The organism is Microcoleus sp., assembly GCF_049646505.1.
GTDB lineage: Bacteria > Cyanobacteriota > Cyanobacteriia > Cyanobacteriales > Microcoleaceae > Microcoleus.
In genome coordinates this window covers 1-23,594 of sequence record NZ_JBARVX010000084.1, presented here as the reverse complement: position 1 = coordinate 23,594, position 23,594 = coordinate 1, and the positions used below count along the sequence as shown (strand labels likewise).

Annotated in this window: 34 protein-coding genes and 1 pseudogene; 32 read left to right on the top strand and 3 right to left on the bottom strand. The window is 48.1% G+C overall.

Translation table 11 applies throughout. From position 1 onward, the window contains the following. Positions 1-156: 156 nt before the first annotated feature. The 3 genes from WBA89_RS04710 to WBA89_RS04700 form a co-directional block, all read right to left on the bottom strand. Positions 157-663: a salt stress protein, Slr1339 family gene (locus WBA89_RS04710; protein WP_424404377.1), complete on the bottom strand. Its 507-nt coding sequence runs from the start codon at positions 661-663 to the stop codon at positions 157-159. Positions 664-736: 73 nt separating this feature from the next. Beyond that, the gene (locus WBA89_RS04705) at positions 737-1,342 is read right to left on the bottom strand and encodes a vWA domain-containing protein (protein ID WP_424404375.1); all 606 of its coding nucleotides are present in this window, start codon (positions 1,340-1,342) and stop codon (positions 737-739) included. Between the two features lie 118 nt (positions 1,343-1,460). Continuing rightward, positions 1,461-1,937, bottom strand: a complete 477-nt coding sequence (locus tag WBA89_RS04700; RefSeq protein ID WP_194062265.1) for an NAD(P)H-quinone oxidoreductase subunit N — start codon at positions 1,935-1,937, stop codon at positions 1,461-1,463. Positions 1,938-2,484: 547 nt separating this feature from the next. On the opposite strand from WBA89_RS04700, the gene rplC reads away from it, so the two are divergent. From rplC to WBA89_RS04540, 32 genes and pseudogenes are all read left to right on the top strand, one after another. Beyond that, entirely contained in the window at positions 2,485-3,120 is a 636-nt protein-coding gene (gene rplC / locus WBA89_RS04695; RefSeq protein ID WP_424404373.1) for a 50S ribosomal protein L3, read from the top strand. 191 nt (positions 3,121-3,311) lie between these two features. Next, complete coding sequence (gene rplD / locus WBA89_RS04690) at positions 3,312-3,944, top strand: 50S ribosomal protein L4 (protein ID WP_194062278.1); 633 nt, start codon at positions 3,312-3,314, stop codon at positions 3,942-3,944. Further along, the gene (locus WBA89_RS04685) at positions 3,937-4,245 is read left to right on the top strand and encodes a 50S ribosomal protein L23 (RefSeq protein ID WP_193973604.1); all 309 of its coding nucleotides are present in this window, start codon (positions 3,937-3,939) and stop codon (positions 4,243-4,245) included. The genes rplD and WBA89_RS04685 overlap by 8 nt, the downstream gene beginning before the upstream one ends. 162 nt (positions 4,246-4,407) lie before the next feature. Beyond that, the gene (gene rplB / locus WBA89_RS04680) at positions 4,408-5,271 is read left to right on the top strand and encodes a 50S ribosomal protein L2 (RefSeq protein WP_424404406.1); all 864 of its coding nucleotides are present in this window, start codon (positions 4,408-4,410) and stop codon (positions 5,269-5,271) included. Between the two features lie 99 nt (positions 5,272-5,370). Continuing rightward, positions 5,371-5,643: a 30S ribosomal protein S19 gene (gene rpsS, locus WBA89_RS04675; RefSeq protein WP_194062282.1), complete on the top strand. Its 273-nt coding sequence runs from the start codon at positions 5,371-5,373 to the stop codon at positions 5,641-5,643. Positions 5,644-5,742: 99 nt separating this feature from the next. Continuing rightward, the gene (gene rplV / locus WBA89_RS04670) at positions 5,743-6,102 is read left to right on the top strand and encodes a 50S ribosomal protein L22 (protein WP_193973606.1); all 360 of its coding nucleotides are present in this window, start codon (positions 5,743-5,745) and stop codon (positions 6,100-6,102) included. A 208-nt stretch (positions 6,103-6,310) separates the two neighbouring features. After that, positions 6,311-7,039, top strand: a complete 729-nt coding sequence (gene rpsC, locus WBA89_RS04665) for a 30S ribosomal protein S3 (RefSeq protein WP_424404371.1) — start codon at positions 6,311-6,313, stop codon at positions 7,037-7,039. 114 nt (positions 7,040-7,153) lie between these two features. Then, positions 7,154-7,573, top strand: a complete 420-nt coding sequence (gene rplP, locus WBA89_RS04660; protein ID WP_193973608.1) for a 50S ribosomal protein L16 — start codon at positions 7,154-7,156, stop codon at positions 7,571-7,573. A 158-nt stretch (positions 7,574-7,731) separates the two neighbouring features. Continuing rightward, the gene (rpmC, locus tag WBA89_RS04655; RefSeq protein WP_424404369.1) at positions 7,732-8,040 is read left to right on the top strand and encodes a 50S ribosomal protein L29; all 309 of its coding nucleotides are present in this window, start codon (positions 7,732-7,734) and stop codon (positions 8,038-8,040) included. Positions 8,041-8,078: 38 nt separating this feature from the next. Further along, on the top strand, positions 8,079-8,327 hold the full coding sequence (rpsQ, locus tag WBA89_RS04650; RefSeq protein WP_194062287.1) for a 30S ribosomal protein S17: 249 nt from the start codon (positions 8,079-8,081) through the stop codon (positions 8,325-8,327). An 82-nt stretch (positions 8,328-8,409) separates the two neighbouring features. Continuing rightward, complete coding sequence (gene rplN / locus WBA89_RS04645) at positions 8,410-8,778, top strand: 50S ribosomal protein L14 (RefSeq protein WP_424404367.1); 369 nt, start codon at positions 8,410-8,412, stop codon at positions 8,776-8,778. A 1-nt stretch (position 8,779) separates the two neighbouring features. Continuing rightward, entirely contained in the window at positions 8,780-9,142 is a 363-nt protein-coding gene (gene rplX / locus WBA89_RS04640; protein WP_424404365.1) for a 50S ribosomal protein L24, read from the top strand. Between the two features lie 161 nt (positions 9,143-9,303). Then, positions 9,304-9,849, top strand: coding sequence for a 50S ribosomal protein L5 (gene rplE, locus WBA89_RS04635; protein ID WP_424404363.1), 546 nt, complete (start codon positions 9,304-9,306; stop codon positions 9,847-9,849). A 22-nt stretch (positions 9,850-9,871) separates the two neighbouring features. Further along, on the top strand, positions 9,872-10,276 hold the full coding sequence (gene rpsH / locus WBA89_RS04630; protein WP_194010353.1) for a 30S ribosomal protein S8: 405 nt from the start codon (positions 9,872-9,874) through the stop codon (positions 10,274-10,276). 252 nt (positions 10,277-10,528) lie between these two features. Continuing rightward, positions 10,529-11,077: a 50S ribosomal protein L6 gene (rplF, locus tag WBA89_RS04625; RefSeq protein ID WP_194062295.1), complete on the top strand. Its 549-nt coding sequence runs from the start codon at positions 10,529-10,531 to the stop codon at positions 11,075-11,077. A gap of 2 nt (positions 11,078-11,079) precedes the next feature. After that, positions 11,080-11,442 carry a 50S ribosomal protein L18 gene (rplR, locus tag WBA89_RS04620; RefSeq protein ID WP_424404360.1) on the top strand — a complete coding sequence of 121 codons (363 nt, stop codon included), beginning with the start codon at positions 11,080-11,082 and terminating at the stop codon, positions 11,440-11,442. 211 nt (positions 11,443-11,653) lie between these two features. After that, positions 11,654-12,202, top strand: coding sequence for a 30S ribosomal protein S5 (gene rpsE, locus WBA89_RS04615; protein WP_194010356.1), 549 nt, complete (start codon positions 11,654-11,656; stop codon positions 12,200-12,202). A 149-nt stretch (positions 12,203-12,351) separates the two neighbouring features. After that, positions 12,352-12,798 (top strand): 50S ribosomal protein L15, encoded by a 447-nt coding sequence (gene rplO / locus WBA89_RS04610; protein WP_424404358.1) that lies wholly within the window; start codon positions 12,352-12,354, stop codon positions 12,796-12,798. Positions 12,799-12,900: 102 nt separating this feature from the next. Beyond that, complete coding sequence (gene secY / locus WBA89_RS04605) at positions 12,901-14,205, top strand: preprotein translocase subunit SecY (RefSeq protein ID WP_424404357.1); 1,305 nt, start codon at positions 12,901-12,903, stop codon at positions 14,203-14,205. 5 nt (positions 14,206-14,210) lie between these two features. Continuing rightward, a complete protein-coding gene (locus WBA89_RS04600; RefSeq protein ID WP_424404355.1) occupies positions 14,211-14,792 on the top strand; it encodes an adenylate kinase in 582 nt (193 codons plus the stop codon). Positions 14,793-15,219: 427 nt separating this feature from the next. After that, positions 15,220-15,444 (top strand): translation initiation factor IF-1, encoded by a 225-nt coding sequence (gene infA, locus WBA89_RS04595; RefSeq protein WP_006276978.1) that lies wholly within the window; start codon positions 15,220-15,222, stop codon positions 15,442-15,444. Positions 15,445-15,809: 365 nt separating this feature from the next. Beyond that, positions 15,810-15,923: a 50S ribosomal protein L36 gene (gene rpmJ, locus WBA89_RS04590; RefSeq protein ID WP_015178722.1), complete on the top strand. Its 114-nt coding sequence runs from the start codon at positions 15,810-15,812 to the stop codon at positions 15,921-15,923. Between the two features lie 83 nt (positions 15,924-16,006). Continuing rightward, the gene (gene rpsM / locus WBA89_RS04585) at positions 16,007-16,390 is read left to right on the top strand and encodes a 30S ribosomal protein S13 (RefSeq protein ID WP_193973618.1); all 384 of its coding nucleotides are present in this window, start codon (positions 16,007-16,009) and stop codon (positions 16,388-16,390) included. Between the two features lie 84 nt (positions 16,391-16,474). Next, entirely contained in the window at positions 16,475-16,873 is a 399-nt protein-coding gene (rpsK, locus tag WBA89_RS04580) for a 30S ribosomal protein S11 (protein WP_006634980.1), read from the top strand. A 174-nt stretch (positions 16,874-17,047) separates the two neighbouring features. Continuing rightward, positions 17,048-17,992 carry a DNA-directed RNA polymerase subunit alpha gene (locus tag WBA89_RS04575; RefSeq protein ID WP_339384149.1) on the top strand — a complete coding sequence of 315 codons (945 nt, stop codon included), beginning with the start codon at positions 17,048-17,050 and terminating at the stop codon, positions 17,990-17,992. A 138-nt stretch (positions 17,993-18,130) separates the two neighbouring features. Further along, the gene (gene rplQ, locus WBA89_RS04570) at positions 18,131-18,481 is read left to right on the top strand and encodes a 50S ribosomal protein L17 (protein ID WP_424404405.1); all 351 of its coding nucleotides are present in this window, start codon (positions 18,131-18,133) and stop codon (positions 18,479-18,481) included. 29 nt (positions 18,482-18,510) lie between these two features. Further along, positions 18,511-19,353 carry a tRNA pseudouridine(38-40) synthase TruA gene (gene truA / locus WBA89_RS04565; protein ID WP_424404350.1) on the top strand — a complete coding sequence of 281 codons (843 nt, stop codon included), beginning with the start codon at positions 18,511-18,513 and terminating at the stop codon, positions 19,351-19,353. 199 nt (positions 19,354-19,552) lie between these two features. After that, positions 19,553-20,008, top strand: coding sequence for a 50S ribosomal protein L13 (gene rplM, locus WBA89_RS04560; RefSeq protein WP_424404348.1), 456 nt, complete (start codon positions 19,553-19,555; stop codon positions 20,006-20,008). Beyond that, entirely contained in the window at positions 20,008-20,418 is a 411-nt protein-coding gene (rpsI, locus tag WBA89_RS04555) for a 30S ribosomal protein S9 (protein ID WP_194062311.1), read from the top strand. The genes rplM and rpsI overlap by 1 nt, the downstream gene beginning before the upstream one ends. A 209-nt stretch (positions 20,419-20,627) precedes the next feature. Then, the gene (rpmE, locus tag WBA89_RS04550) at positions 20,628-20,936 is read left to right on the top strand and encodes a 50S ribosomal protein L31 (protein WP_424404346.1); all 309 of its coding nucleotides are present in this window, start codon (positions 20,628-20,630) and stop codon (positions 20,934-20,936) included. Positions 20,937-21,274: 338 nt separating this feature from the next. Continuing rightward, positions 21,275-22,369 carry a peptide chain release factor 1 gene (prfA, locus tag WBA89_RS04545; RefSeq protein ID WP_424404344.1) on the top strand — a complete coding sequence of 365 codons (1,095 nt, stop codon included), beginning with the start codon at positions 21,275-21,277 and terminating at the stop codon, positions 22,367-22,369. Between the two features lie 266 nt (positions 22,370-22,635). Next, positions 22,636-23,594: pseudogene (locus WBA89_RS04540) on the top strand (chromosome partitioning protein ParA); the annotation flags it as partial.

The window sequence follows — 23,594 nt, the reverse complement described above, 5'->3', positions numbered from 1 at the left end:
TAAGTTGCGAGAAAGAAGGAGGCAGAGCCTCCGGATCTGCATTACCAGGCTCTTCCTGGTAACGAGAAACGAGAAATCGCTTAAGTTATTAAATTTTCATTCCTTAGTCCGCATTCTGAATTTAACAGTCAACAGTCAACATTCAACAGTCAACATTCAATCAAACTCATTCACAGCTTGCAAATAGTCGATCGCCGCATCTATCCTCGAACTATACTTAAAAGCAAACTGATCGAACCAATATCTCTCATCGGAATTTTTATCCAACTTTTTCAGCCAAACCTGAGCTTGCCTCACTTTTTGCCTGCGGGTTTGTACGTCTAACTCTGACTGCACAATCTTTTCTGGGGATTGCGGTGCGAGTGCAGTCACTTCCTGAGCTTTATTTTCTGCTTTTTGCGGAGACTTAAGCGGTTCCTGCACAGCCACTTCCTGAAGTTTATTTTGTGCTTCGCATTCAGCCTTAATTTGAGCTAAATCCTTGTCCAAAGCACCAGCATACAAATTTATATCTGTTGTTTTTAATGTTTGATTTGACGGCGCTGCTGCTGGTTGCGAAAGCGGTTGTGCTTCCAGCGGCGGCTGACTTTTCAGCTCGCGATTCTTTTGAGACTCTTGATATTCTGCCTTAAGTTCAGCTAACAGCCGATCGATCGATTCCATAAATTAAACCCCTCTTAAAAAATGCTTCCCAACAACCAAGCACAAATATAATCCCCCACAATTCGCCCTCTCCTCAATCAATTATTGCATTCAGCAATACTTCTGTCAGAGTCATTCCTTCAATATCATCCATCGTCACAGTATCAACGATATCAAATTTAGCTCCGGCGCTTTGCAGTTCGTCATCCAATATCTTGAGAAACTTAGTAGCGTCGGGCGCATTCCCTACTTGAATAAAAGAAATTGCCAACTCTTCATCTCGATCGATCTTCCGCGAAGCCTCTATAATCGTTTTCATCACTTCTTTGCGATCGTCCGGTTCGCCATCCGTCACCACTAATATTGTCTCCCCATTTTGCTTGGTCTTGCCGGATGCTTTGCGCTGAAAATAACTGTTCAGAGCATCTAGCAGCACCCCAGCTAAATTTGTAGTGCCCGAAGGTTCGTTTTCTTGGAATATTTGCACGACTTTTGCTGCTGTTACATTGTCGTACCGTTTGAAGCGACCGGAAAACACGTAAGCTGTGATGCCGTCGGGGTCTAGTTCTTCGCATTTGTTCGCCAGGGCGATCGTCGATTCTTGGATCAGCGCCCACCGACTTTTACCCCCAGGCTGGTCTTTGGTGTACATACTGCCGCTTTTGTCAATGATGATTGTATAATCCCGGTTCTGAAGCATCAGATTTTCCTGTTAATTAAGGTTTTTCCAAACAAAATCAAAAGCAGCGAGCAGAAGCGGTTTAATCTTAGTTGCTCGCTGCGTTTTTTAGTTGATTTGCGATCGCAAATAGCAGAATTTAAGCTGTAACTAAAGCTTCTGTAAGCGGCTTCCAGCTAAAAACTCGATCGCCCCCCATCTCTACTGCTATTTTAACTCGCGGTTCTAGCGTCGGCAAAACAGTCAAATACTCAACTTCCTGACTCGACAAAACTTGCCCTTCAATAATCCACAGCACCAGTCCTTTTGCTTTTGGCGGCAAATTGTCTAATTGAGTTTTCAACATCGGCGGCAGGTAGTAGGTATAACCGACAGCACCTTCATTGCCAGTAGTTTTCTTGCCCAAATGCGGAGGCCGCACCCCGTGAACCCCCGTCAAATACATCGCCAAATCGCCCAAGCCCCGCGCCGTAATCGTATATGCACCGTAGCCTGCAGCCCTCAGCCGCCGCAGGTAGCGGCCCTCAAATCCTCCCTCTAAAGGAACGTACAGGGCCAGGGACCCCGACTTTTCCAAATCCCGAATCATATCTGAACCAGTTGTAATCAGTCCCATAAATTTGTCTTGCCTGCGGTTTAAAATTTGGTCGATCGCACCAGAGCGAGCTTGAAACATTATAAATCCTCAAGCTCAGGCAAAAAGTTTAGTCCAAGACGCATTCGGAATTAAGAAACCGGGTTTTTCAGCTCGATCGAACGTTTTGGGCAAGTATTGTCCTGAAAAAACCCGGCTTCTGGCGACTGCACAACTCATAAAGTTATCCAGAACGGCCTTGACAAACGGCAAACACTTCATGTACTATTTTGAGTTGTCGCCGTAAAGGATACTGAGTAGCTTGCCGCTCAAGTCCTGGCGCAAAACAGCAAGACCGAGACAAAACTCGGAGGTCGAACAGGTAAAAAACCTCGAATCTCAACCCTTGCAAGGCTTCCACAAGCTCGCTCCCAAATTTAAAACTCAAATTTTAAACACCGAGGAAAGCTGTTGGTTGATAACAGTTAATTGCAGGAACGCTGAAATAAATGTTTCTGCACAAGAGCAAGCGGATTGACTTAAACCAAGCAATCCGAAACCTCTTGCGTAAATAAAAGGAAAAAAATCCGTGTCTGTAGGCATTCTTGGTACAAAACTAGGCATGACTCAAGTGTTTGACGCTGAAGGAAGAGCAATCCCCGTCACCGTCATACAAGCAGGGCCTTGTACAGTAACTCAAATCAAAACAAAACAAACTGACGGCTACGGTGCCGTTCAAGTTGGATACAGCGAAGTTAAACCAAAGGCTCTCAACAAGCCAGAATTGGGACACCTTGCCAAGTCGGGGGCGAATCCGTTGCGCCACTTGCACGAATACCGATTGGAAGACACCAGTTCCTTTGAATTAGGTCAACAACTAAAAGCAGATAGTTTTACGCCCGGACAGCTAGTAGATGTAATCGGTACAAGCATCGGTAAAGGTTTTGCAGGCTTTCAAAAGCGCCACAACTTCAAACGCGGCCCGATGTCTCACGGTTCCAAAAATCACCGCGAACCCGGATCGATCGGACCTGGAACAACTCCGGGACGTGTCTATCCCGGCAAAAAAATGGCAGGAAGGATGGGCAACGTTCAAGTCACCGTCCGCAAACTCACAATTGTCCGGGTGGATACAGAGCAAAATCTGTTGCTCATCAAGGGAGCTGTTCCCGGCAAACCTGGCGCCTTGGTCAATGTTGTGCCTGAGAAAAAAGTAGGACGTTAGTCAGCAGTCAGCAGTCAGCAGTCATTAGTCATTAGTCAGCACTCATTAGTTGGCGGTCAGCAGTCAGCAATAACTAATAACTAAAAGCTGAAAAGTCAAAGCTGAAAACTAAGAGCTAATAACAGACAACAGACAACTGCCCAAAAACAACTACCGACAGACAACTAAAAAACAGACCGAGGACAAAAAATATGGTTAATTGTGTAGTGCGAAATTGGCAAGGCGAAGAAGTTGGGGAAACAACTTTAGAGCTTCGTGTAGCCAAAGAAGAAAATGCGTCTCACGTGGTTCACAGAGCTCTGAGACGGCAAATGGCAAACGCCCGTCAAGGAAATGCTTGCACCAAAACTCGATCGGAAGTCAGAGGCGGCGGCCGCAAACCTTGGCGTCAAAAAGGCACCGGTCGAGCCAGAGCGGGTTCAATCCGTTCTCCGCTGTGGCGGGGCGGCGGTGTCATCTTCGGACCAAAACCGAGAGACTTTGAAATCAAGATGAACAAAAAGGAACGCCGTCTCGCTTTGCGAACAGCGTTCCAAAGTCGCACCGATGACATGATTGTGGTCGAAGAATTTGCAGAGCAATTTCCCAGACCGAAAAGCAAAGAACTGCTGAGCGCGATATCCCGCTGGGGCATCGAACCCGATACAAAAGTTCTGTTAATCTTGCCAGAACCGCAACTTAACGTCTACTTGTCAGGACGCAACATCGAATTAGTAAACGTCATCTTGGCAACTTCCCTAAATGTTTACGACGTTCTCGCCGCTGACAAAATTATCGTCACCTCTACAGCCATAGCAAAAATTCAGGAGATTTACGGTGAGTAAAATCGACCCCCGCGACTACGCAGATTTGATCCAGCGTCCGATTCTCACCGAGAAAGCTACCAGAATGATGGAATTAAATCAATTCACATTCGATGTAGCGCCCAAAGCGACGAAGCCTCAAATAAAAGCAGCAATCGAAGAGCTATTTAAGGTTAAAGTCATCGGCGTAAACACCCAAAACCCGCCGCGCAAAAAGCGCCGAGTTGGTAAATTCGTCGGCTTTAAACCTGGTTACAAGCGAGCAACAGTAACTCTGACCGACGGAGACTCGATCCGCAAACTGCTATTCCCAGAAGTTTAAAATTTAGTAATAGGTAATCGGCAATGGGTAGTCGCCAATCGGCAATCGGCAATTAAAAAGTATGAAAGATGAATTCGGACTTCACAACTTTTAATTACCTTTTTGCCAACTACCTTTTTCCCAATTACCAATTACCAATTACCAACTACCGATTACCAAATTATGGGCATTCGTTCTTACCGACCTTATACCTCCAGCACCCGAGAAAAAACCGTCTCGGACTTTGCTGAAATTACCAAGTCAGAACCAGAAAAGTCTCTAACCAGCAACAAGCACACCAAACAAGGCCGCAACAACCGAGGCGTAATCACCTGCCGCCACCGGGGAGGCGGTCACAAACGGCTTTATAGAGACATCGACTTCCGCCGCGACAAACACAGCATTCCTGCTACCGTCAAGGCGATCGAATATGACCCCAACCGCAACGCCCGCATCGCCCTCGTTTTTTATAAAGACGGCGAAAAACGGTACATCCTGCACCCGCTCAACTTAGCCGTCGGCACAGTAATTGTCTCAGGCCCAGACGCGCCGATCGAAATCGGCAACGCTCTCCCCCTGAAGAACATTCCCCTCGGTACCAGCATCCACAACGTCGAGCTAGTACCCGGAAAAGGCGGACAAATCGTCCGTTCCGCAGGCTCTAGCGCTCAGCTAATGGCAAAAGAAGGTAGCTACGTCACCCTCAAACTGCCCTCCGGCGAACAGCGCAAAGTCCGCGCCGACTGCTACGCCACCATCGGTCAAGTCGGCAACACAGACGCCAGAAACATCAGCCTCGGCAAAGCCGGCCGCACCCGCTGGAAAGGCCGCAGACCCACCGTTCGCGGTAGCGTCATGAACCCGGTAGACCACCCGCACGGCGGCGGCGAAGGCAGAGCGCCCATCGGACGTTCTGGCCCAGTTACCCCTTGGGGCAAACCAGCATTGGGTGCCAAAACCCGCAAGAAAAACAAGCGCAGCGACGATTTAATCGTCCGGCGCCGCCGCAAATCTTCCAAGCGCGGCAAGGGCGGCAGACAAAGTTAGTCATCAGTCATCAGTCCGGAGTCATTAGTTTTTATTGATTGACAACTGGCAGATGACAGCAGACAACTGACAAATGACAACTGACTCACTAAAAAAACCATGTCTCGATCGCTAAAAAAAGGCCCTTTTGTAGCAGACCACCTGCTGACAAAAATTGAAAAGCTCAACGCCGAAAGCAAAAAACAAGTAATTAAAACTTGGTCGCGCTCTTCCACAATACTGCCCCAAATGGTAGGTCACACGATCGCAGTTCACAACGGCAGACAGCACGTCCCAGTCTACCTCACCGACCAAATGGTAGGTCACAAATTAGGAGAATTTGCTCCTACTCGCACCTTTAGAACTCACAGTGATAAAAAGGCAAAAAGATAGCGGAATTAGGTGACAGGTAATAGGTAATCGGATCGACTTTTTCCCAAATTACTAATTACCTTTTTCCCAATTGCAAATTACCTACTTACCCAAATCGAAATGGTTATAGATACCACATCCGAAATTAAGGCGATCGCCCGTTACATCAGAACTTCACCATTTAAAGTGCGCCGAGTTCTCGACCAAATTCGCGGCAAAAGCTATCAAGAAGCACTGATTCTCCTAGAATTCATGCCCTACCGCGCCTGCGAACCGATAGTTAAAGTTTTGCGATCGGCAGTAGCCAACGCCGAACACAACGCCGGACTAGACAAAACCAAGCTAGTAGTTTCTCAAGCTTACGCAGACCAAGGCCCAGTCCTCAAGCGCTTCAGACCCCGCGCTCAAGGTCGCGCCTACCAAATCCGCAAGCCGACTTGTCACATCACCGTAATAGTAGCTCCGCTCCTAGAGGACTAAACCAGGGAAAACGTAATAGGTAATAAACAGCTTAAAGTTGAAAAAATAGGTAATTGCCAATTACTTTACTTCAAGGAACGGAAATCAAGGAGTGGCAGACCGTTGTTTTTTACCTCTTCCTTCTTCCTTCTCTCCCGACCACAACTAAAGTCTTGCTTCTTGCTTCTTCCTTCCCTATTACCAATTACCAATTAACTCATCAAATATTATGGGCCAAAAAATACATCCAATTGGTTTTCGTCTCGGCATTACCCAAGAGCACCGCTCTCGCTGGTTTGCTGACCCGAAAAACTATCCAGAACTGTTGGAAGAAGACTCCAAAATCCGCAAATACGTTCGCAAAACCCTCAGCAATGCAGGGATTTCCTCGGTAAGAATTGAACGGAAAGCCGATCAGATCGACCTAGAAGTGTTCACCGCCAGACCGGGCGTTGTCGTAGGCCGCGGCGGAGCCGGGATCGAAACTTTGCGCGTCGGTTTGCAGCAGCTACTCGGCAACAACCGCCAAATCCGCATCAACGTAATCGAAGTTCAGCGCGTAGATGCAGATGCCACGCTGATCGCAGAATATATTGCCCAGCAACTAGAACGGCGCGTATCCTTCCGCCGAGTCGTGCGCCAAGCAATCACCCGCGCCCAAAAAGTCGGCATCCAAGGCATCAAAATTCAAGTCAGCGGACGGCTCAACGGTGCAGAAATCGCCCGTACCGAATGGACGCGCGAAGGCAGAGTCCCGCTGCACACCCTGCGGGCCGACATCGACTATTCCTGCTGCACCGCTCAAACCATCTACGGTATTCTGGGCATTAAAGTTTGGGTTTTCAAAGGCGAAATTATTCCCGGACAAGAACAAGAATCTGCACCAAATGCAGCAGTACCCCGGACTAAACAAAAGCGCCGCCGCCAGAACTTTGAAGATCGATCGAACGAAGGCTAACTAATTGTTAACTGTTAGTTGTCACTTGTTAAGTGTCAGTTGTTCCAAACCAACGAGCAATTAACAATCACCAATTACCAATTACCAATTACCAATTACCCAACTCCCAAAGCCATGTTAAGCCCTAAAAGAACAAAATTCCGCAAACAACAGCGCGGGCGAATGAGCGGTCAATCCACCCGCGGCAACACAGTTAGCTTTGGCGACTTCGCGCTCCAAGCGATCGAACCCGCCTGGATAACTTCCCGCCAAATAGAAGCCGGACGGCGCGCCATGACCCGCTATATCCGCCGGGGCGGCAAAATCTGGATTCGTATTTTTCCCGACAAACCAGTTACCCAGCGAGCCGCAGAAACCCGGATGGGTTCCGGTAAAGGCGCACCAGAATTTTGGGTTGCCGTCGTCAAACCCGGCCGGATCATGTTTGAAATTGGTGGCGTAAACGAAGAAACCGCCCGCGAAGCAATGCGTTTAGCATCCTTCAAATTACCAATTAAAACCAAGTTCATCACCCGCGAAGGAGACCAATCATAGCGACAATCGCCGCAGTAAAAGTAGGTCGGCATCCGTCATAATTTTAAACGGCTACAGCAATTTAAAATCTGGCCTGCACAACTTTTTTCCTGCGACTTTCAGTATCTAAACAATTGGGTCTTCACGCTATCCGATCGCTCACGATAAATCACACAACTATGTCTTTGACCAAAATTAAGGAAGCTAGAGAATTAAGCGATGCAGCAGTAGCAGAGCAAATTTTAGCCGTCAAGCGCCAACTAATGGAACTGCGGCTCCAGCAAGCTACCGGCCGCATGGATAAGCCTCACCTGTTCAAGCACGCCAAACATCGGCTGGCTCAACTAATGACAGTTGAACGCGAACGCCAAATCGCAGCCGATGCCAAAGCTACAGCCGAAAAAGCCGAAGCCGTTGGAGCCGAACAGCCCGCTGCAACTGCAGCCAGCCCAGAGACAGAAGCAGCCGAGCCGGCGATCGCACAATAGTTCAAAAAAACTCAATTGCACAACAAAGATAGGTAGCTATGGCTGTTAAAGAACGAGTTGGCGTAGTAGTCAGCGACAAGATGGATAAAACCGTCGTGGTAGCGATCGAAAACCGCTCCTCCCACAGTAAGTACGGCAAAATCGTAGTCCGCACCAAGCGGTACAAAGTTCACGACGCAGAAAATCAGTGCAAACCGGGCGATCGCGTCCGCATCACTGAAACGCGCCCCCTGAGCAAAACCAAACGCTGGACGGTTGCTGAGATTTTCGGGACAAAAAACGGCTGATGGCGATCGTCAAAAGATCGACCGTCAATTAGCAGTCAACACTCAACAGTTAACAGTTAACAGTTAACAGTCAACAATCACCATGATTCAACCCCAGACATACCTCAATGTCGCCGACAATAGCGGAGCCCGCAAACTCATGTGCATCCGCGTATTGGGAGGTGGCAACCGCCGCTACGGCGGAGTCGGCGATGTCATCATTGCCGTCGTCAAAGACGCCATCCCCAATATGGCCGTCAAAAAATCCGATGTCGTCAGAGCCGTCATTGTCAGAACCCGCAAATCCTTGCGTCGCGACAGCGGCATGAGCATTCGTTTTGACGACAACGCCGCCGTGATTATCAATCCAGAAGGCAACCCCAAAGGCACTCGCGTTTTCGGTCCTGTCGCCCGCGAACTGCGCGACAAAAACTTTACTAAAATCGTTTCCTTAGCCCCGGAGGTACTTTAAAATGTACGGAAAAAAGGGTAAAGCAACTAGCGAACCGCAGCGCTACAAAATGCACGTCAAAACAGGCGACACCGTGCAAATAATTACTGGCAAAGAGAAAGGAAAAGTCGGAGTAATCTTAAAGACAGATCCTAAAGCCAGCAAAATAATTGTTAAAGGTGTAAACATCATAACCAAGCACGTCAAGCCCCAGCAAGAAGGAGAGTCCGGGAAAATAGTCACCTTTGAGGCTCCCATTCACAGCTCAAATGTCATGCACTATTCCGAAAAAGAGAAAATCGCCAGCCGCGTTTGCTATACATTTAGCGAAGATGGCCGCAAACTGCGACAGCTCAAAAAAACCGGAGAAATCATCGATAATTAGTTATTGGTTATTGGTTATTGGTTATTGGTTATTGGTTATTGACCACAAATAACAAATCACAAATAACAACTAACAACTGGCAACCGACAACTGACAGCCGACAACTGACAAAGAACAAATCCCTGACCAAGCCCAGGGAAAGTCAACGAAACACAAAAACTATGCCGGACAAACTCAAAGTTCTTTATCAAGGAAAAATCGTTCCGAAACTGATGGATCAGTTTAAATATACTAATATCCATCAGGTGCCCAAACTCGTCAAAGTCACCGTGAACCGCGGTTTGGGAGAAGCATCTCAAAATGCTAAGGCACTAGATTCATCCATCAACGAAATTTCTATCATCACCGGACAAAAACCAGTGGTGACGCGGGCAAAAAAAGCCATCGCCGGCTTCAAAATCCGCAAAGGAGTACCCGTTGGCGTGATGGTGACGCTGCGCGCCGATCGGATGTATGATTTTCTCGATCGGCTGATCAACCTCGCACTGCCCCGCATCCGCGACTTCCGCGGCATCAGCCCCAAAAGCTTCGACGGTCGCGGCAACTACAGCTTGGGCCTGAGAGAACAGCTCATCTTTCCAGAAATAGAATATGACAGCATCGATCAAATTCGAGGCATGGACATTTCAATTATCACCACAGCAAAAACCGACGAAGAAGGACGCGCTTTGCTTAAAGAAATGGGAATGCCGTTCCGGGACAACTAAGCACTAGAGTAAGAAGCAAAAGATGGCAGCTAACGATACCATAGCAGATATGTTGACGCGCATTCGCAATTCTTGCATGGCGCGCCACCAGACAACACAAATTCCAGCTACAAAAATGACCCGCAGCATCGCCCAAGTCCTCAAAAATGAAGGCTTTATCAGCGAATTTGAAGAAGCAGAACCAGAAGGGGTCAAGCGAACTATAGTGCTTTCTCTAAAGTACAAAGGTAAAACTCGCAAGCCCATTATCACCGCACTCAAGCGAGTCAGCAAACCAGGACTGCGCGTTTACTCGAACCGTAAAGAATTGCCCAGAGTATTAGGCGGAATTGGCATTGCCATTATCTCCACCTCCAGCGGCATTATGACCGATAGAGAAGCCCGGCGCCAAGGTTTGGGCGGAGAAGTGCTTTGTTATGTTTGGTAGTCATTAGTCAGTCGATTTTAGATTTTAGATTTTAGATTTTAGATTGACGCTCCAGCGCAGTGAATCTGAGAGTTTCAACAAAAATCTAACTTTTTGGGAGCATCCACTCAAAAGTATCGGGGGCACAGTACCCGTTTATTGCGGGTCATCAGTCGCCGATTATTGGCAACAAACTCCAGAATCGATCGCTAAAAACTAATAACTAAAGACTAACAACCAAGCACTAATCACTAAAAACAAAGGACAAAAAATATGTCGCGAATTGGCAAGCGTCCGATTAGCATTCCCACTAAAGTCACCATCACCCTAGACGGCCAAAAAGTAGCCGTCAAAGGCCCAAAAGGTGAACTTTCCAGAGTGATACCAGCAGAAATCCTCATGGGACTCGAAGGCGAGACTTTACTCGTTACCCGCCGAGACGAATCTCGCGTCGCCAGACAACTGCACGGCTTGTGCCGCACCCTAGTAGCCAACATGGTCGAAGGTGTATCAGAAGGTTTTGTGCGCCGCCTGGAAATTGTCGGCACAGGTTATCGGGCACAGGTTCAAGGACGGAACCTGATTTTAAACGTCGGTTACAGCAAGCCAGTTGAAATGCCCCCTCCAGAAGGCATCACAATGGCAGTTGAAGGCAACACCAACGTCATTGTCTCCGGCATTGACAAAGAACTCGTAGGCAATACAGCAGCCCGCATCCGCGCTGTGCGTCCGCCTGAAGTCTACAAAGGTAAAGGCATTCGTTACAGCGGCGAAGTCATCCGGCGCAAAGCTGGTAAAACAGGCAAAACAGGTAAGAAGTAAACATGAAGCTTACTCGCAAAGAATCAGTCCACCGCAGACACCGCCGCGTGCGGCGCAAGGTGTTCGGTACCGCCGAGCGTCCCAGATTAGCGGTATTTCGATCGGACCAGCACATCTACGCCCAAGTAATCGACGATACGGCACAGCATACTTTAGTTGCTGCGTCAACCCTCGACCCAGAACTGAAAGCCGAACTCAGTTCCGGCAACAACTGCAGCGCCAGCAGCAAAGTCGGTCAGTCGATCGCCAAACGCTGTGCCAGCGCTGGCATAACCAAAGTTGTATTCGATCGCGGAGGCAACCTCTACCACGGTCGCGTTAAAGCCCTCGCAGAAGCAGCTCGCGAAGCCGGGTTAGACTTTTAGGAAGAAGGAAGTTCGGCAACGGATTTTGTAACGGATGTAACGGATGTAACGGATGTAACGGATAGAAGGAATCAGGAATCTCGAATAAAATTCTTAATTTTTTTAGATTAAGAAGGAAGAAATAATCGAGAACAAAATTCTTAATTCCTAATTGTTAATTTCTACTTGCCAACAACCAGTTAGCAATCTTCAATTCCCCCAAGACAAAACTATGGCAGAACAAAAAGAACAGCGCACCAAGAAAAAAAGCAGCAGCAACAACAAAGGACGCGAAAAAGAATCCGAATGGCAAGAACGGGTTGTTCAGATTCGCCGCGTTACTAAAGTAGTCAAAGGCGGTAAAAAACTCAGCTTCCGCGCCATAGTCATTATCGGCAACGAACGCGGTCAAGTTGGAGTGGGAGTCGGCAAAGCTAGCGACGTAATCGGTGCCGTTAAAAAAGGCGTCGCTGACGGTAAAAAGCACCTAATTGAAGTCCCCCTCACCAAAGCCAACTCCATCCCTCACCCCATCAACGGTGACGGCGGCGGAGCCAAAGTCATGATGCGTCCGGCCGCAGCCGGAACAGGCGTAATTGCGGGGGGAGCAGTGCGAACAGTTCTCGAACTAGCAGGAGTCCGCAACATCTTAGCCAAACAGCTAGGTTCCGGAAACCCGTTAAACAACGCCAGAGCAGCAGTCAACGCCCTCTCCACCCTCCGCACCTTGTCCGAAGTTGCTCAAGAACGCGGAATTCCAGTAGAAAACCTCTACGGTTAGGGGGCCCCCTAATGGCAAACTGTCAGTTTTGAGTGTTAAGTGCTGGCGTTGAGCATCAAAAAAAAATCCGCAACTCAAAACTCACCCACTCAAAACTACTGCGCGCCGGCTCTGTCTACACCAAATACCAATTACCAAATACCAAAACTATGAGATTGCAAGACGCCCGACCAAAAGCGGGTTCCACAAAACGTCCGCGCCGCTTGGGCAGAGGTATTTCTGCCGGTCAAGGCGCGAGCTCCGGTAAAGGGATGCGCGGTCAAAAATCTAGAGCCGGCAGCGGCACTAGACCCGGTTTTGAAGGCGGTCAAAATCCTCTCTACCGCCGCCTGCCCAAGCTTAAAAGCTTCCCGATCGTGAACCGCAAAGAGTACACTACCATTAATGTAAGTAAATTAGCATCGCTGCCAGCAAACACAGAAGTTACTCTCACCTCTTTGATGCAAGCAAAAATTGTCACCGCTGACGATGGGCCGCTGAAAATCTTAGGAGATGGCGAACTAAATGTGCCCCTGCAAGTGCGCGCCAAGGCTTTTACCGCAGGTGCTCGCACCAAAATTGAAGCCGCAGGCGGAAGTTGCGAATTAATTGCCTGAAGATTTGAGGTTTGAGAAAAAGTCCAAATCTCAAATCCTCAAGCTTGCTATCAGAAAATGATTTAGTCGAAAATCCCAAATCTAAAATCCCAAATCATAACTATGGACGTTAGTAGAGAAAAAGCGCCAACTGCACAAGAGACGTTCATGCAGATGGCTCAAGCTGCAGGTTTGCGGGGCCGCATCCTCGTAACCCTTGGCTTATTGATTTTAGTGCGTCTGGGTGTCCACTTGCCAGTCCCCGGAATCGATCGAGTCGCCTTTGCCCAAAACGTCCAAAATAGCCCTTTAATTGGCTTTCTGGACTTGTTTTCAGGAGGCGGCCTGTCAGCTTTGGGGATTTTTGCCTTGGGGATTTTGCCCTACATTAATGCTTCAATTATCGTGCAACTTCTAACCGCGGCTCTGCCGAGTTTAGAAGACTTGCAGAAAAATGAAGGAGAAGCTGGGCGGCGCAAGATATCTCAAATTACTCGGTACGTTTCTTTGGGCTGGGCAATTCTGCAAAGCATTGGCATTGCGATTTGGGTCAGCCCTTTTGCTCAATCTCCAGCGCCTTTATTCATAGCACAAACTGCTTTGGCCCTGACTGCTGGGTCGATGTTTGTCATGTGGATATCGGAATTGGTCACGGAGCGAGGCATCGGAAACGGAGCGTCGCTGCTGATATTTATCAACATTGTGTCGGTTTTGCCCCGTTCTTTGGGACAAACTTTTGAATTGGCCCAAAGTGGCGACAACGCGATTGTCGGTCGCGTAATTGTGCTGCTGCTGGTATTTTTGGTGACGATTGTCGGGATTGTTTTTGTTCAGGAAGGTACTCGCCGGATTCCGATTATTTCGGCACGCCGCCAAGTCGGCCGCAAAGTTTATCGGGAGAGTCGCAGCTATCTGCCCCTGCGCTTGAATCAAGGCGGAGTGATGCCGATTATTTTTGCATCTTCGGTGTTGATTGTGCCTTCTTTCCTCGCCCAGTCTCTGAATAACCCATTTTTGGTTCAAGTTGCTAATGTTTTGAGTCCTAACGGGCCTGCGCCTTGGGCCTACGCGCTGTTTTATCTGACTTTGATTCTGTTCTTCAGCTATTTCTACGCTTCGTTGATTGTCAACCCCGTAGATATGTCTCAGAACTTGAAGAAAATGGGCGCCAGTATTCCTGGCATTCGTCCGGGTCAGAAAACCAGCGATTATGTGGAGAAGGTTTTGAACCGTTTGACTTTCTTGGGCGCGATATTTCTCGGTCTGGTGGCTATTGTACCAACGGCTGTAGAAAGTGCGATCGGCGTGCAAACTTTTAGAGGTTTTGGTGCAACTTCCCTGCTAATTCTAGTGGGTGTGGCGATCGAAACTGCTAAGCAAATTCAAACTTACGTCATCTCCCAACGATATGAAGGAATGGTGAAGTAATCGCAATGCAACTGATTTTTATGGGGCCTCCAGGGGCGGGAAAGGGAACTCAGGCTCAGATTTTAGCCGCTCTCTGGAAAATACCCCACATTTCTACTGGTGACATCCTGCGCGCCTGCGTGGTGGCGAAAACAGCCTTGGGCCTACAGGCGAAAGCCTACATGGATGCTGGTGAGTTGGTTCCCGACCAGTTATTGATGGATATCATACAAGAACGCATGGATCAACCAGATGCAACTGCAGGCTGGATTCTGGACGGCTTTCCCCGCACTGTCGCACAGGCAGCGTTTTTTGACACACTACTGTGTGATATTACCGGTGCTGGGGGTAAATCTGGTAAGGACTGCGATATCAGAGCTATCAATTTGGACGTACCTGATAATGTTTTGGTGACTCGCCTATTGTCGCGGGGGCGCCAGGATGACAATGAGGAGACGATCCGCCGCCGGTTGCAAGTTTATCGCGAACAAACTGAGCCTTTGATTGAGTTTTACAGCGTCCGCGAACAGTTGGTTGCGGTTGATGGCGACCGCGACATGGAATTAATCACGGCAGAACTGGAACAAGCTCTGTCTGGCGACTCTTGAACCCTCTCAACAGAGCTTGTTATTCACCAAATTTTGCTAAGATATGTTAACTAGGAGCTTTTTGTGCGATCGGGTTTTGTGAGGGTTGCTAGAAACAGGATTGAACTCGATACTAATTGCCACAACTTTACTCGAGTAAAGCTAAAGCGATCGAGAAAGTTGAGTCTTTAAGTCGATCGAGTCGCCCGAATAATTGCCCCCTTTCCGTTTGACGGGTCCAAAACAGATACAATTCCCAGACAATCGCGGCAGTGATTCCCAAATTTTAGAGGAAAGTTCAAACTCTCAGATTTATTTGTCGAGTCGATTCTTCAATCTAAAATTATTCAATTCTTCAATCGACTGACTCCTGCGAGTAAATCGGTTTTGAGGCTGCACAGCGGGACACTCCTAGTTAATCAAATGTAGAGTTGAGGTAAATACCAAATTGTCTAAGCAAGATTTAATTGAAATGGAAGGGACAGTGACGGAATCCCTTCCCAATGCGATGTTTCGCGTTGACCTAGATAATGGGTTTAACGTGCTAGCTCACATTTCCGGCAAGATCCGTCGCAACTACATCAAGATTTTGCCCGGCGATCGCGTCAAAGTCGAATTAACTCCCTACGACTTGACCAAAGGCAGAATTACCTATCGCCTTCGGAAAAAATAGGCTTAGATAAAACTTTCTAAAAACTAATTTTAAGTTTAATTAGAGAGAATTTGGTAAAAAGCTTCAAATTCATGATATAATGCTACGTTTGTAGTGTTGGCGAGAAGGGCGCCAACAACCCACCAATGTACTGGGCAAAGTCACTGTTACGCCGTAAAATTATCGATCGCCCACATTTTTGTGCAAGCGAACTTTACCCCAGCAAGTGGGAGTAGGTGCAAGCGGGTTCCTTCATGAAACAACCCGTACTTTAATACAATTTAATCGAGGAGAGGTCTACACCTTGCCCAGCCTCTCCTCCCACCGCTCTACAGACCAGCGTGCCTGAGATCCGGTAGAGCGGGGTTCTCCAGGCAGGAAGAAAGATGAAAGTTCGAGCATCTGTCAAAAAAATTTGTGAGAAATGTCGCGTCATCCGCCGTCGCGGTCGAGTGATGGTGATATGCACTAACCCGAAACACAAACAGCGCCAAGGTTAGAAAACAGAAAGAGTGGGAACTGCACGCAAGTGCCGCCTCATTCAACATTGTAGCCAAACAGGAAAATTAGGGAGACAAAAAGTGTGGCACGGATTGCCGGGGTAGACCTTCCACGCGATAAGCGCGTCGAAATAGGTCTGACATACATTTTCGGAATAGGCCTGTCGCGGGCCCAAGAAATCATCGCTGCAACAGGCGTAAATCCTGACACTCGCGTCAAGGATTTAACAGAGACGGACGTGACTGCTCTGCGGACTCACGTAGAAAGCACCTACCAAATAGAAGGAGACCTCCGGCGCTGGGAGTCAATGAACATCAAGCGCCTGATGGATATCGGGACTTACCGCGGTCGGCGTCACCGTTTGGGTCTGCCGGTGCGGGGCCAGCGAACCCGTACCAACGCCAGAACCCGTCGCGGCGTTCGCCGAACAGTTGCGGGCAAGAAAAAAGCACCTTCCAAGAAGTAACTTCTGGTGGGGCAAACTGCGCTGGGGGCTGCTGGCTCCTAGCGCTTCGGAACATTAGTTGAGAGAAACGTTAAAGAGACTAATATGGCGCGACAACAAACAGGCAAAAAATCTGGTGCAAAAAAGCAGAAACGGAATGTACCCAATGGGGTAGGCTACATCCAGTCTACCTTCAACAACACAATTGTGACTATTACCGACCTTAACGGCGAAGTAATATCTTGGGCATCGGCAGGTTCCAGCGGTTTTAAAGGAGCGAAGAAAGGGACTCCCTTTGCAGCTCAAACAGCAGCAGAAAGTGCAGCCCGCAGAGCTAACGACCAAGGAATGCGGCAAATCGAAGTAATGGTGAGCGGGCCCGGAGCAGGTCGAGAAACTGCTATTCGGGCCCTGCAAGGGGCGGGACTGGAAATTACCCTGATTAGAGATGTTACTCCAATTCCTCACAACGGCTGTCGCCCTCCCAAGCGGCGTAGAGTCTAAAACGATTTGAGATTTTAGATTTTAGATTTTGGATCGTGGCTAACTGCTTAAAGTCAAAAACTAATGGTTCTAACTGTTGCCCCGTCCGTCCAAAATCCGAAATCCGTTCAGGGGTATGCTCTGCAATCTAAAATCCCAAATCAAAAATCCAAAGTGGAAAAGGGAGGTCACTCCGTGGCGCAGTTTCAAATTGAATGTATAGAGTCTAACACTGACAAAGACCGCAGTCAGTACGGAAAGTTTGTCTTGGAGCCGCTCGCGCGCGGTCAGGGAACAACTGTCGGGAACGCGCTTCGGCGAGTTCTGCTGTCAAACCTGGAAGGAACGGCAGTAACTTCAGTCCGCATCGCGGGCGTCAATCACGAGTTTGCTACGATCGAGGGGGTACGCGAGGACGTTCTAGAAATTCTCCTGAACATGAAAGAGGTCGTCCTCAAAACTCATTCTCAGCAGCCCCAAATTGGCAGGTTGCGGATTGAGGGGCCAGTGACTGTGACGGCCGATAGGTTCGATTTGCCCTCTGAGGTGGAATTGATCGATAAATCGCAGTACATTGCAACTCTCTCCCCCGGCTCAGTTCTGGAAATGGAATTCCGAATCGAAAAAGGCATCGGATACCGCGCAGTAGACCGCAGTCGCGATGATGGGTCGGCTTTGGATTTTCTCCAAATTGACGCCATCTTTATGCCGATTCGCAAAGTCAACTACAGCGTTGAAGATGCTCGGGTAGGTGGGACGGTCGAGAAAGACCGGCTGATTATGGAAATCTGGACAGACGGCAGCGTCACTCCTCAAGAAGCTCTGAGTCAATCTGCCCATATCCTGGTAGATTTATTTGCACCTCTCAAAGACATCACCCACGATTCTCTGAAACCAGAGTATCCAGGTGAGGCAGATCCTACAAGCCAAATTCCGATCGAAGAATTGCAGTTGTCAGTCCGGGCTTACAACTGTCTCAAGCGAGCTCAGATCAACTCAGTGGCTGACTTATTGGATTATACCCAAGAAGACTTGCTCGAAATCAAAAACTTCGGACAGAAGTCCGCTGAAGAAGTGATTGAAGCTTTACAAAAACGCTTGGGCATTACCTTACCACAGGAAAAATCAGCTAAAAGTTAATCAAAGGGTAATGGGTAATGGGTCATGGCAATTGGCAGCAGGCTCAAAGATGAAAAAAAATTTTCACGGGTAGCTAATTACCAATTACCAATTACCAATTACCAATTACCAATTACCAATTACCAATTACCAACTACTATGCGTCACCGCTGCCGCGTTCCCCAACTAAGTAAACCGGCTGACCAGCGCCGCGCCCTACTGCGCTCGCTGACCACCGAATTAATCCGCCACGGTAAAATCACTACCACTCTCGCCCGCGCCAAAGCGCTGCGTTCAGAGGCTGACAGGATGATTACCCTGGCCAAAGATGGTTCCTTGGCCGCTCGCCGCCAAGCTATGGGCTATATCTACGACAAACAGTTAGTACACGCTTTGTTTGAAGCAGCAGCAGAACGGTACGGCTCGCGCAACGGGGGCTACACCCGCGTAGTGCGAACTGTCCCCCGCCAAGGAGATAATTCCGAAATGGCGATCGTCGAACTGGTTTAATGAAATTTTGGGTTGGATATTTTTGATTTATGACTGAAAATCCCAAATCGGAAATCGACAACCCCAAATCGATGCAGCGCGTTGCTCTGGTGATCCAATACCTCGGTACCAACTTTCACGGTTGGCAGCGACAGCCGAACCAGCGTACAGTACAAGAAGAAATTGAAACAGCAATATCGACTGTTCTGGAGGGCCCGGTTACGCTGCACGCTGCCGGGAGAACGGATGCGGGAGTTCACGCCGCTGCTCAAGTAGCCCATTTTGATGCCTGCAGCCCAATTCCGGCTCACCGCTGGGCAAGCGTTCTCAACTCTCGACTGGCAAAAGATATTTTAATTCGAGCTTCGGCAAAGGTGGGACCTACCTGGCACGCTCGGTTCTCAGCCAGTTGGCGGCGCTATCGCTACACCCTTTATACAGACCCGATCCCGAATTTGTTTGTGCGTCCTTTTGCTTGGCATTACTATCACGCGCCTGTGGATGAATCTTTGATTCAGGCAGCAATGGCACCGCTAGTCGGGCGGCACCATCTAGCAGCTTTCCACCGCGCGGGGTCTGCCCGCCCCCATTCCTGGGTGGACGTGCAAGCTGCAGAGTGTCACCGTTCTGGGCCTCTGATCTATATTGAGGTTCAGGCGAGCGGGTTTCTGTACGGGATGATGCGGCTGCTGGTGGGGTTGCTGGTGCAGGTGGGTCGCGGCTCCAGGCCGATCGACAATTTTACAGATATCTGGGTCAACGAACGCCGAGAAATGGTAAAATATGCCGCTCCCGCTCAAGGTTTGTGCCTGCTGCGAGTTGGCTATCAAGATTTTCCCTTTTCTCAAGATGTCTGGTACGACACTCAGCCAAAATTAGTTATTGGTTATTAGTTATTGGTTATTAGTTATTGGTTATTAGTTATTGGTTATTAGTTATTGGTTATTAGTTATTGGTTATTAGTCATCAGTCATTAGGCAACAACTGACAACTAACAACTAATAACTGACAACTAATAACTGACAACTAACAACTGACAACTGACAACTGACAACTGACAACTAACAACTGACAACTAACAACTGACAAACAATGAACAAAAGTTACGTTCCTACTCAAGACTCCCTAGAGCACAAGTGGTACGTGGTCGATGCCGCCGACCAACGGCTCGGTCGTCTGGCAACTGAAGTTGCCACGTACCTCCGGGGAAAACACAAACCCACCTACACTCCTTCAATGGATACCGGCGATTTTGTGATAGTCATCAATGCTGACAAAATCGCTGTTACTGGCAAAAAACGCACCCAGAAAATCTACCGCCGCCACTCTGGCAGACCGGGCGGCATGAAAACAGAAACTTTTGCCAAATTGCAAGCACGTTTGCCAGAAAGAATTGTCGAAGAAGCTATTCGGGGAATGCTGCCTCACACTTCTCTCGGCAGACAACTGTTTACTAAACTTAAGGTGTACGCTGGCCCCAACCACCCGCACCAAGCTCAAAAACCAGAAGAATTAATTGTTCGCACGATTCCGGGAGGAAATGAGTAATGCAAGCAACAGATACCGGCCGCGCCGTGTACTGGGGTACCGGTCGCCGCAAGCGTTCCGTAGCGCGGGTACGTTTGGTTCCCGGCACTGGCACGTTGACTGTCAACGGTAAAGAAGGGGATTTGTACCTGCAATTCAACCCAACTTATTTGGCTCTGGCTAAGGCTCCTTTGGAAACTTTGGGTCTGGAAAATGAGTACGATATTTTGGTAAAAGTCGAAGGCGGTGGCTTGACAGGTCAGGCTGACTCGATTCGCTTGGGTGTCGCTAGAGCACTCTGCCAATTAGACCCCGACAACCGCAAACCTCTGAAGACTGAGGGGTATTTGACTCGCGACCCGCGGGCAAAAGAACGGAAAAAGTACGGTCTGCGGAAAGCTCGGAAAGCTCCTCAATACTCGAAACGGTAATCGAGCAAAGAAGGAAGAAGGAAGAGGGAAGAAGGAAGAAGGAAAAGGCAAGAATCATTCAGATTTTATCTGCCTTTTTTTCAAGTTTATTTCCGATTCCTGATTCCCGGTTCCAACAGGTATAAGACAAAATTGGTGCTGTTGTTGGTGGTGTACAAGTCCTGCGACAGCTAAAATGGTTGTAAAGTCAAAATTAGAGGGCAAAAACAATGGCGAAAGCTGGCATTCACCCTGAGTGGTATCCCGAATCTCAGGTTTTTTGCAACGGGGAACACGTGATGACGGTTGGTTCGACTAGACCAAAGCTTCAAGTTGATGTTTGGTCGGGAAATCATCCTTTTTATACTGGCACTCAGAAGACTATTGATACTGAAGGTCGTATAGAACGCTTTAGGCGGAAATATGGGATGACAGATGTGGAAATGCCCAAGGTAGATGCTTCCTCTGAACCGCTGAAAATGGAAGACCCGAAAGCAGATGCTGCTAAGGCTGCTGCTAAAGGCAAAAAGAAGAAGTAGCCGGAGTGTCATTTGTCCGCAGTTTGTTTAGAGTAGTTCTTTCTACCGACAACTTACCGCCCTCGGATTTGAGATTTTAGATTGAAGACTTTCTATGCAGGTAGTTTAGTTCGATCGACATTCTATCCTAACTGCTCTTCAAATCTAAAATCTAAAATCTAAACTCTAAACATCGATCCGCCCTCGGATGGTGGAGTTTAGATTGAAGAGTTGCTGTGCAGGCAGTTTAGTTCGATCGAGTTTAGTTCGATCGAGATTCTATCCCAACTAATCTTCAAATCTCAAATCTCAAATCTCAAAGCTCAAATCTCAAATCGATTGACGGAGGACAACTGACAATGGCTGAATCTTATTTGCTGGATAAATTGAAGTCGGTAGAGCAAACTTTTAATGAGTTGACTCGCCGCATGGCTGACCCGGATGTTGCTAGAGATAATTATGAGTTTCAACGGGTGGCAAAAGTTCGATCGTCCTTGGAGGAAGTGGTCGATACTTTTGCTCTGTGGAAAATCGCGACTGATGATTTAGCGGGCGCGCGACAAGTGCTCAAGGAAGCTGCGGGCGATCGGGAAATGCAAGAAATGGCCGCCCTAGAAGTTGAGGAACTTGAGTCTAAATTAGAAAATTTGGAAGCTCGCTTGAAGGTTTTGCTGCTTCCCCGCGATCCGAACGACGACAAGAATATTATGCTGGAAATTCGGGCCGGTACTGGCGGAGATGAGGCCAGTATTTGGGCGGGAGATTTGTTGCGGCTGTACAGCCGTTACGCTCAAACTCAAGGCTGGGATGTGAAGTTGGTGAGCGAGTCACTGGCTGAGATGGGCGGGTTTAAAGAGGTGATTCTGGAAGTTGTGGGCGACAGCGTTTATAGCAAGCTGAAGTTTGAGGCTGGGGTGCACCGGGTACAGCGGGTGCCGGTAACTGAGGCTGGGGGCAGGATTCATACTTCGACGGCGACTGTGGCTGTGATGCCGGAGGTGGATGATGTGGAGATTCACATCGATCCGAAGGATATTGAGATGAGTACGGCTCGATCGGGCGGTGCTGGCGGTCAAAATGTGAACAAGGTGGAAACTGCTGCGGATTTGTTTCACAAGCCGACGGGGATTCGGATTTTCTGTACTCAGGAGCGCAGCCAGTTGCAGAATAAGGAACGGGCGATGCAGATTTTGCGGGCTAAGCTCTACGAGATCAAGTTGCAGGAACAGCAGGATGAGGTGAAGTCCCGGCGTTTGGCTCAGGTTGGTACTGGTTCGCGATCGGAAAAAATTCGCACTTACAACTATAAGGACAATCGGGCGACCGACCACCGTTTGGGGGAAAATTTCTCGCTCAATACTGTCTTGGAAGGGGATATTGAGGGGATTATTCAGACTTGCATTTCTCAGGATCAGCAGGAACGTTTGGCTGAGTTGGCTGCTTCTACTAATTGATGGAGTGATGGGGAACTAGGCGCATTTTTGGGTGTGCCTTTGTTCTGTGATGGCTCGGCGGATGTGGTGGAGCAGGGCGTCCCAAATTGCATCGGCGCTTTGAACGGGATACTTGAAATGTTCGAGGTCGTATTGTACTATGATTTCTAGGGGTGCGAGGGCTTGCTGGTTTCGGGTGGTTTTTATGGCTGCGATCGCCTCTTGTTGCCAACGCGCAAATAATATGTAGCTGAAGTTATATTAGATATATTCTCACTCAGATTCATTTGGCTGTTGAGCTTATGAAGCACATTATAAAGCAAAAACTTCCCCGGATCGACCCGACTACGCTGATTAAGAGTTTGGGGCGACTTACCCTGATCGCGACATTTTCTTTGAGTCTGGGGACTTGGAAAAACTGGGGACATTATAACAGCTATTGGCATGGCACAATCTTTCGTGTGCAAACAGTTGATTTCAATATGTTATCTCATACTCTGCCAGGAAAACTATCCTATACCTTATTACAAGGAAACATAGGAGAATTGCAGCGAACTTTAGACAGCAACTATGGATTATTTGGGCTGATTGTTACTGATTGCAAAATATCTACCAAAGATTGCCTATCCGAGCAAATTCTTTATCAATCAAAATCTTCTCAGCAGTGGACAAAGGAAATTTCATTAGCAACTTTGTCAAATCATCCATACGACTTACTACAAAATCCACCTCCGCTGCAAGCAGAGCGGCAATATGCTAAACCTCGTGATAGTAAACCCATCCCTACTGGTAGAGTTAACTCAGGAGAAATAATCGGTCGTGTGTACTATGTCCGGGGAGTACCGCCGACATTTATTGAAGATTATAATAATTGGATTAAAAATCCCTTTCAAAGAACAGGTTCCCGGACTCTTTACACATTGACAGTCGCTTTATTTTTCGTTAGTGGTTTGAGCGCGTGGATAATTATTGAGGTAGTTTTATCTGCCAAACGGAATGAGCAGCACCTTGCACAGCAACAACGGGAACAATTAGAGCGAGAAATTCAACAGATTAAGCTGCAATTAGAAGAGAAAAACCAGCAAACTATTGAATTAATTGACCAGCGAGAGAGAGGCCTTGCTGAACTGGAATCTTATCGGCAAGAACAGGAGCAAAATAAGAGAGAACTGGAAAATCAAATTGCATCTTATGAAAGCGAACTGGCTCTTAAAGAACAGCAACAGCAAGAAACTGCTCAAACTTT

Excerpts from the sequence above, each read along its gene's own strand:
- WBA89_RS04710 (WP_424404377.1), bottom strand. The coding sequence starts at position 663 with ATGGAATCGATCGATCGGCTGTTAGCTGAACTTAAGGCAGAATATCAA.
- WBA89_RS04705 (WP_424404375.1), bottom strand. The coding sequence starts at position 1,342 with ATGCTTCAGAACCGGGATTATACAATCATCATTGACAAAAGCGGCAGT.
- WBA89_RS04700 (WP_194062265.1), bottom strand. The coding sequence starts at position 1,937 with ATGGGACTGATTACAACTGGTTCAGATATGATTCGGGATTTGGAAAAG.
- rplD (WP_194062278.1), top strand. The coding sequence starts at position 3,312 with ATGGTTAATTGTGTAGTGCGAAATTGGCAAGGCGAAGAAGTTGGGGAA.
- rplB (WP_424404406.1), top strand. The coding sequence starts at position 4,408 with ATGGGCATTCGTTCTTACCGACCTTATACCTCCAGCACCCGAGAAAAA.
- rpsS (WP_194062282.1), top strand. The coding sequence starts at position 5,371 with ATGTCTCGATCGCTAAAAAAAGGCCCTTTTGTAGCAGACCACCTGCTG.
- rplV (WP_193973606.1), top strand. The coding sequence starts at position 5,743 with ATGGTTATAGATACCACATCCGAAATTAAGGCGATCGCCCGTTACATC.
- rpsC (WP_424404371.1), top strand. The coding sequence starts at position 6,311 with ATGGGCCAAAAAATACATCCAATTGGTTTTCGTCTCGGCATTACCCAA.
- rplP (WP_193973608.1), top strand. The coding sequence starts at position 7,154 with ATGTTAAGCCCTAAAAGAACAAAATTCCGCAAACAACAGCGCGGGCGA.
- rpmC (WP_424404369.1), top strand. The coding sequence starts at position 7,732 with ATGTCTTTGACCAAAATTAAGGAAGCTAGAGAATTAAGCGATGCAGCA.
- rpsQ (WP_194062287.1), top strand. The coding sequence starts at position 8,079 with ATGGCTGTTAAAGAACGAGTTGGCGTAGTAGTCAGCGACAAGATGGAT.
- rplN (WP_424404367.1), top strand. The coding sequence starts at position 8,410 with ATGATTCAACCCCAGACATACCTCAATGTCGCCGACAATAGCGGAGCC.
- rplX (WP_424404365.1), top strand. The coding sequence starts at position 8,780 with ATGTACGGAAAAAAGGGTAAAGCAACTAGCGAACCGCAGCGCTACAAA.
- rplE (WP_424404363.1), top strand. The coding sequence starts at position 9,304 with ATGCCGGACAAACTCAAAGTTCTTTATCAAGGAAAAATCGTTCCGAAA.
- rpsH (WP_194010353.1), top strand. The coding sequence starts at position 9,872 with ATGGCAGCTAACGATACCATAGCAGATATGTTGACGCGCATTCGCAAT.
- rplF (WP_194062295.1), top strand. The coding sequence starts at position 10,529 with ATGTCGCGAATTGGCAAGCGTCCGATTAGCATTCCCACTAAAGTCACC.
- rplR (WP_424404360.1), top strand. The coding sequence starts at position 11,080 with ATGAAGCTTACTCGCAAAGAATCAGTCCACCGCAGACACCGCCGCGTG.
- rpsE (WP_194010356.1), top strand. The coding sequence starts at position 11,654 with ATGGCAGAACAAAAAGAACAGCGCACCAAGAAAAAAAGCAGCAGCAAC.
- rplO (WP_424404358.1), top strand. The coding sequence starts at position 12,352 with ATGAGATTGCAAGACGCCCGACCAAAAGCGGGTTCCACAAAACGTCCG.
- secY (WP_424404357.1), top strand. The coding sequence starts at position 12,901 with ATGGACGTTAGTAGAGAAAAAGCGCCAACTGCACAAGAGACGTTCATG.
- WBA89_RS04600 (WP_424404355.1), top strand. The coding sequence starts at position 14,211 with ATGCAACTGATTTTTATGGGGCCTCCAGGGGCGGGAAAGGGAACTCAG.
- rpmJ (WP_015178722.1), top strand. The coding sequence starts at position 15,810 with ATGAAAGTTCGAGCATCTGTCAAAAAAATTTGTGAGAAATGTCGCGTC.
- rpsK (WP_006634980.1), top strand. The coding sequence starts at position 16,475 with ATGGCGCGACAACAAACAGGCAAAAAATCTGGTGCAAAAAAGCAGAAA.
- rplQ (WP_424404405.1), top strand. The coding sequence starts at position 18,131 with ATGCGTCACCGCTGCCGCGTTCCCCAACTAAGTAAACCGGCTGACCAG.
- truA (WP_424404350.1), top strand. The coding sequence starts at position 18,511 with ATGACTGAAAATCCCAAATCGGAAATCGACAACCCCAAATCGATGCAG.
- rplM (WP_424404348.1), top strand. The coding sequence starts at position 19,553 with ATGAACAAAAGTTACGTTCCTACTCAAGACTCCCTAGAGCACAAGTGG.
- rpsI (WP_194062311.1), top strand. The coding sequence starts at position 20,008 with ATGCAAGCAACAGATACCGGCCGCGCCGTGTACTGGGGTACCGGTCGC.
- rpmE (WP_424404346.1), top strand. The coding sequence starts at position 20,628 with ATGGCGAAAGCTGGCATTCACCCTGAGTGGTATCCCGAATCTCAGGTT.
- prfA (WP_424404344.1), top strand. The coding sequence starts at position 21,275 with ATGGCTGAATCTTATTTGCTGGATAAATTGAAGTCGGTAGAGCAAACT.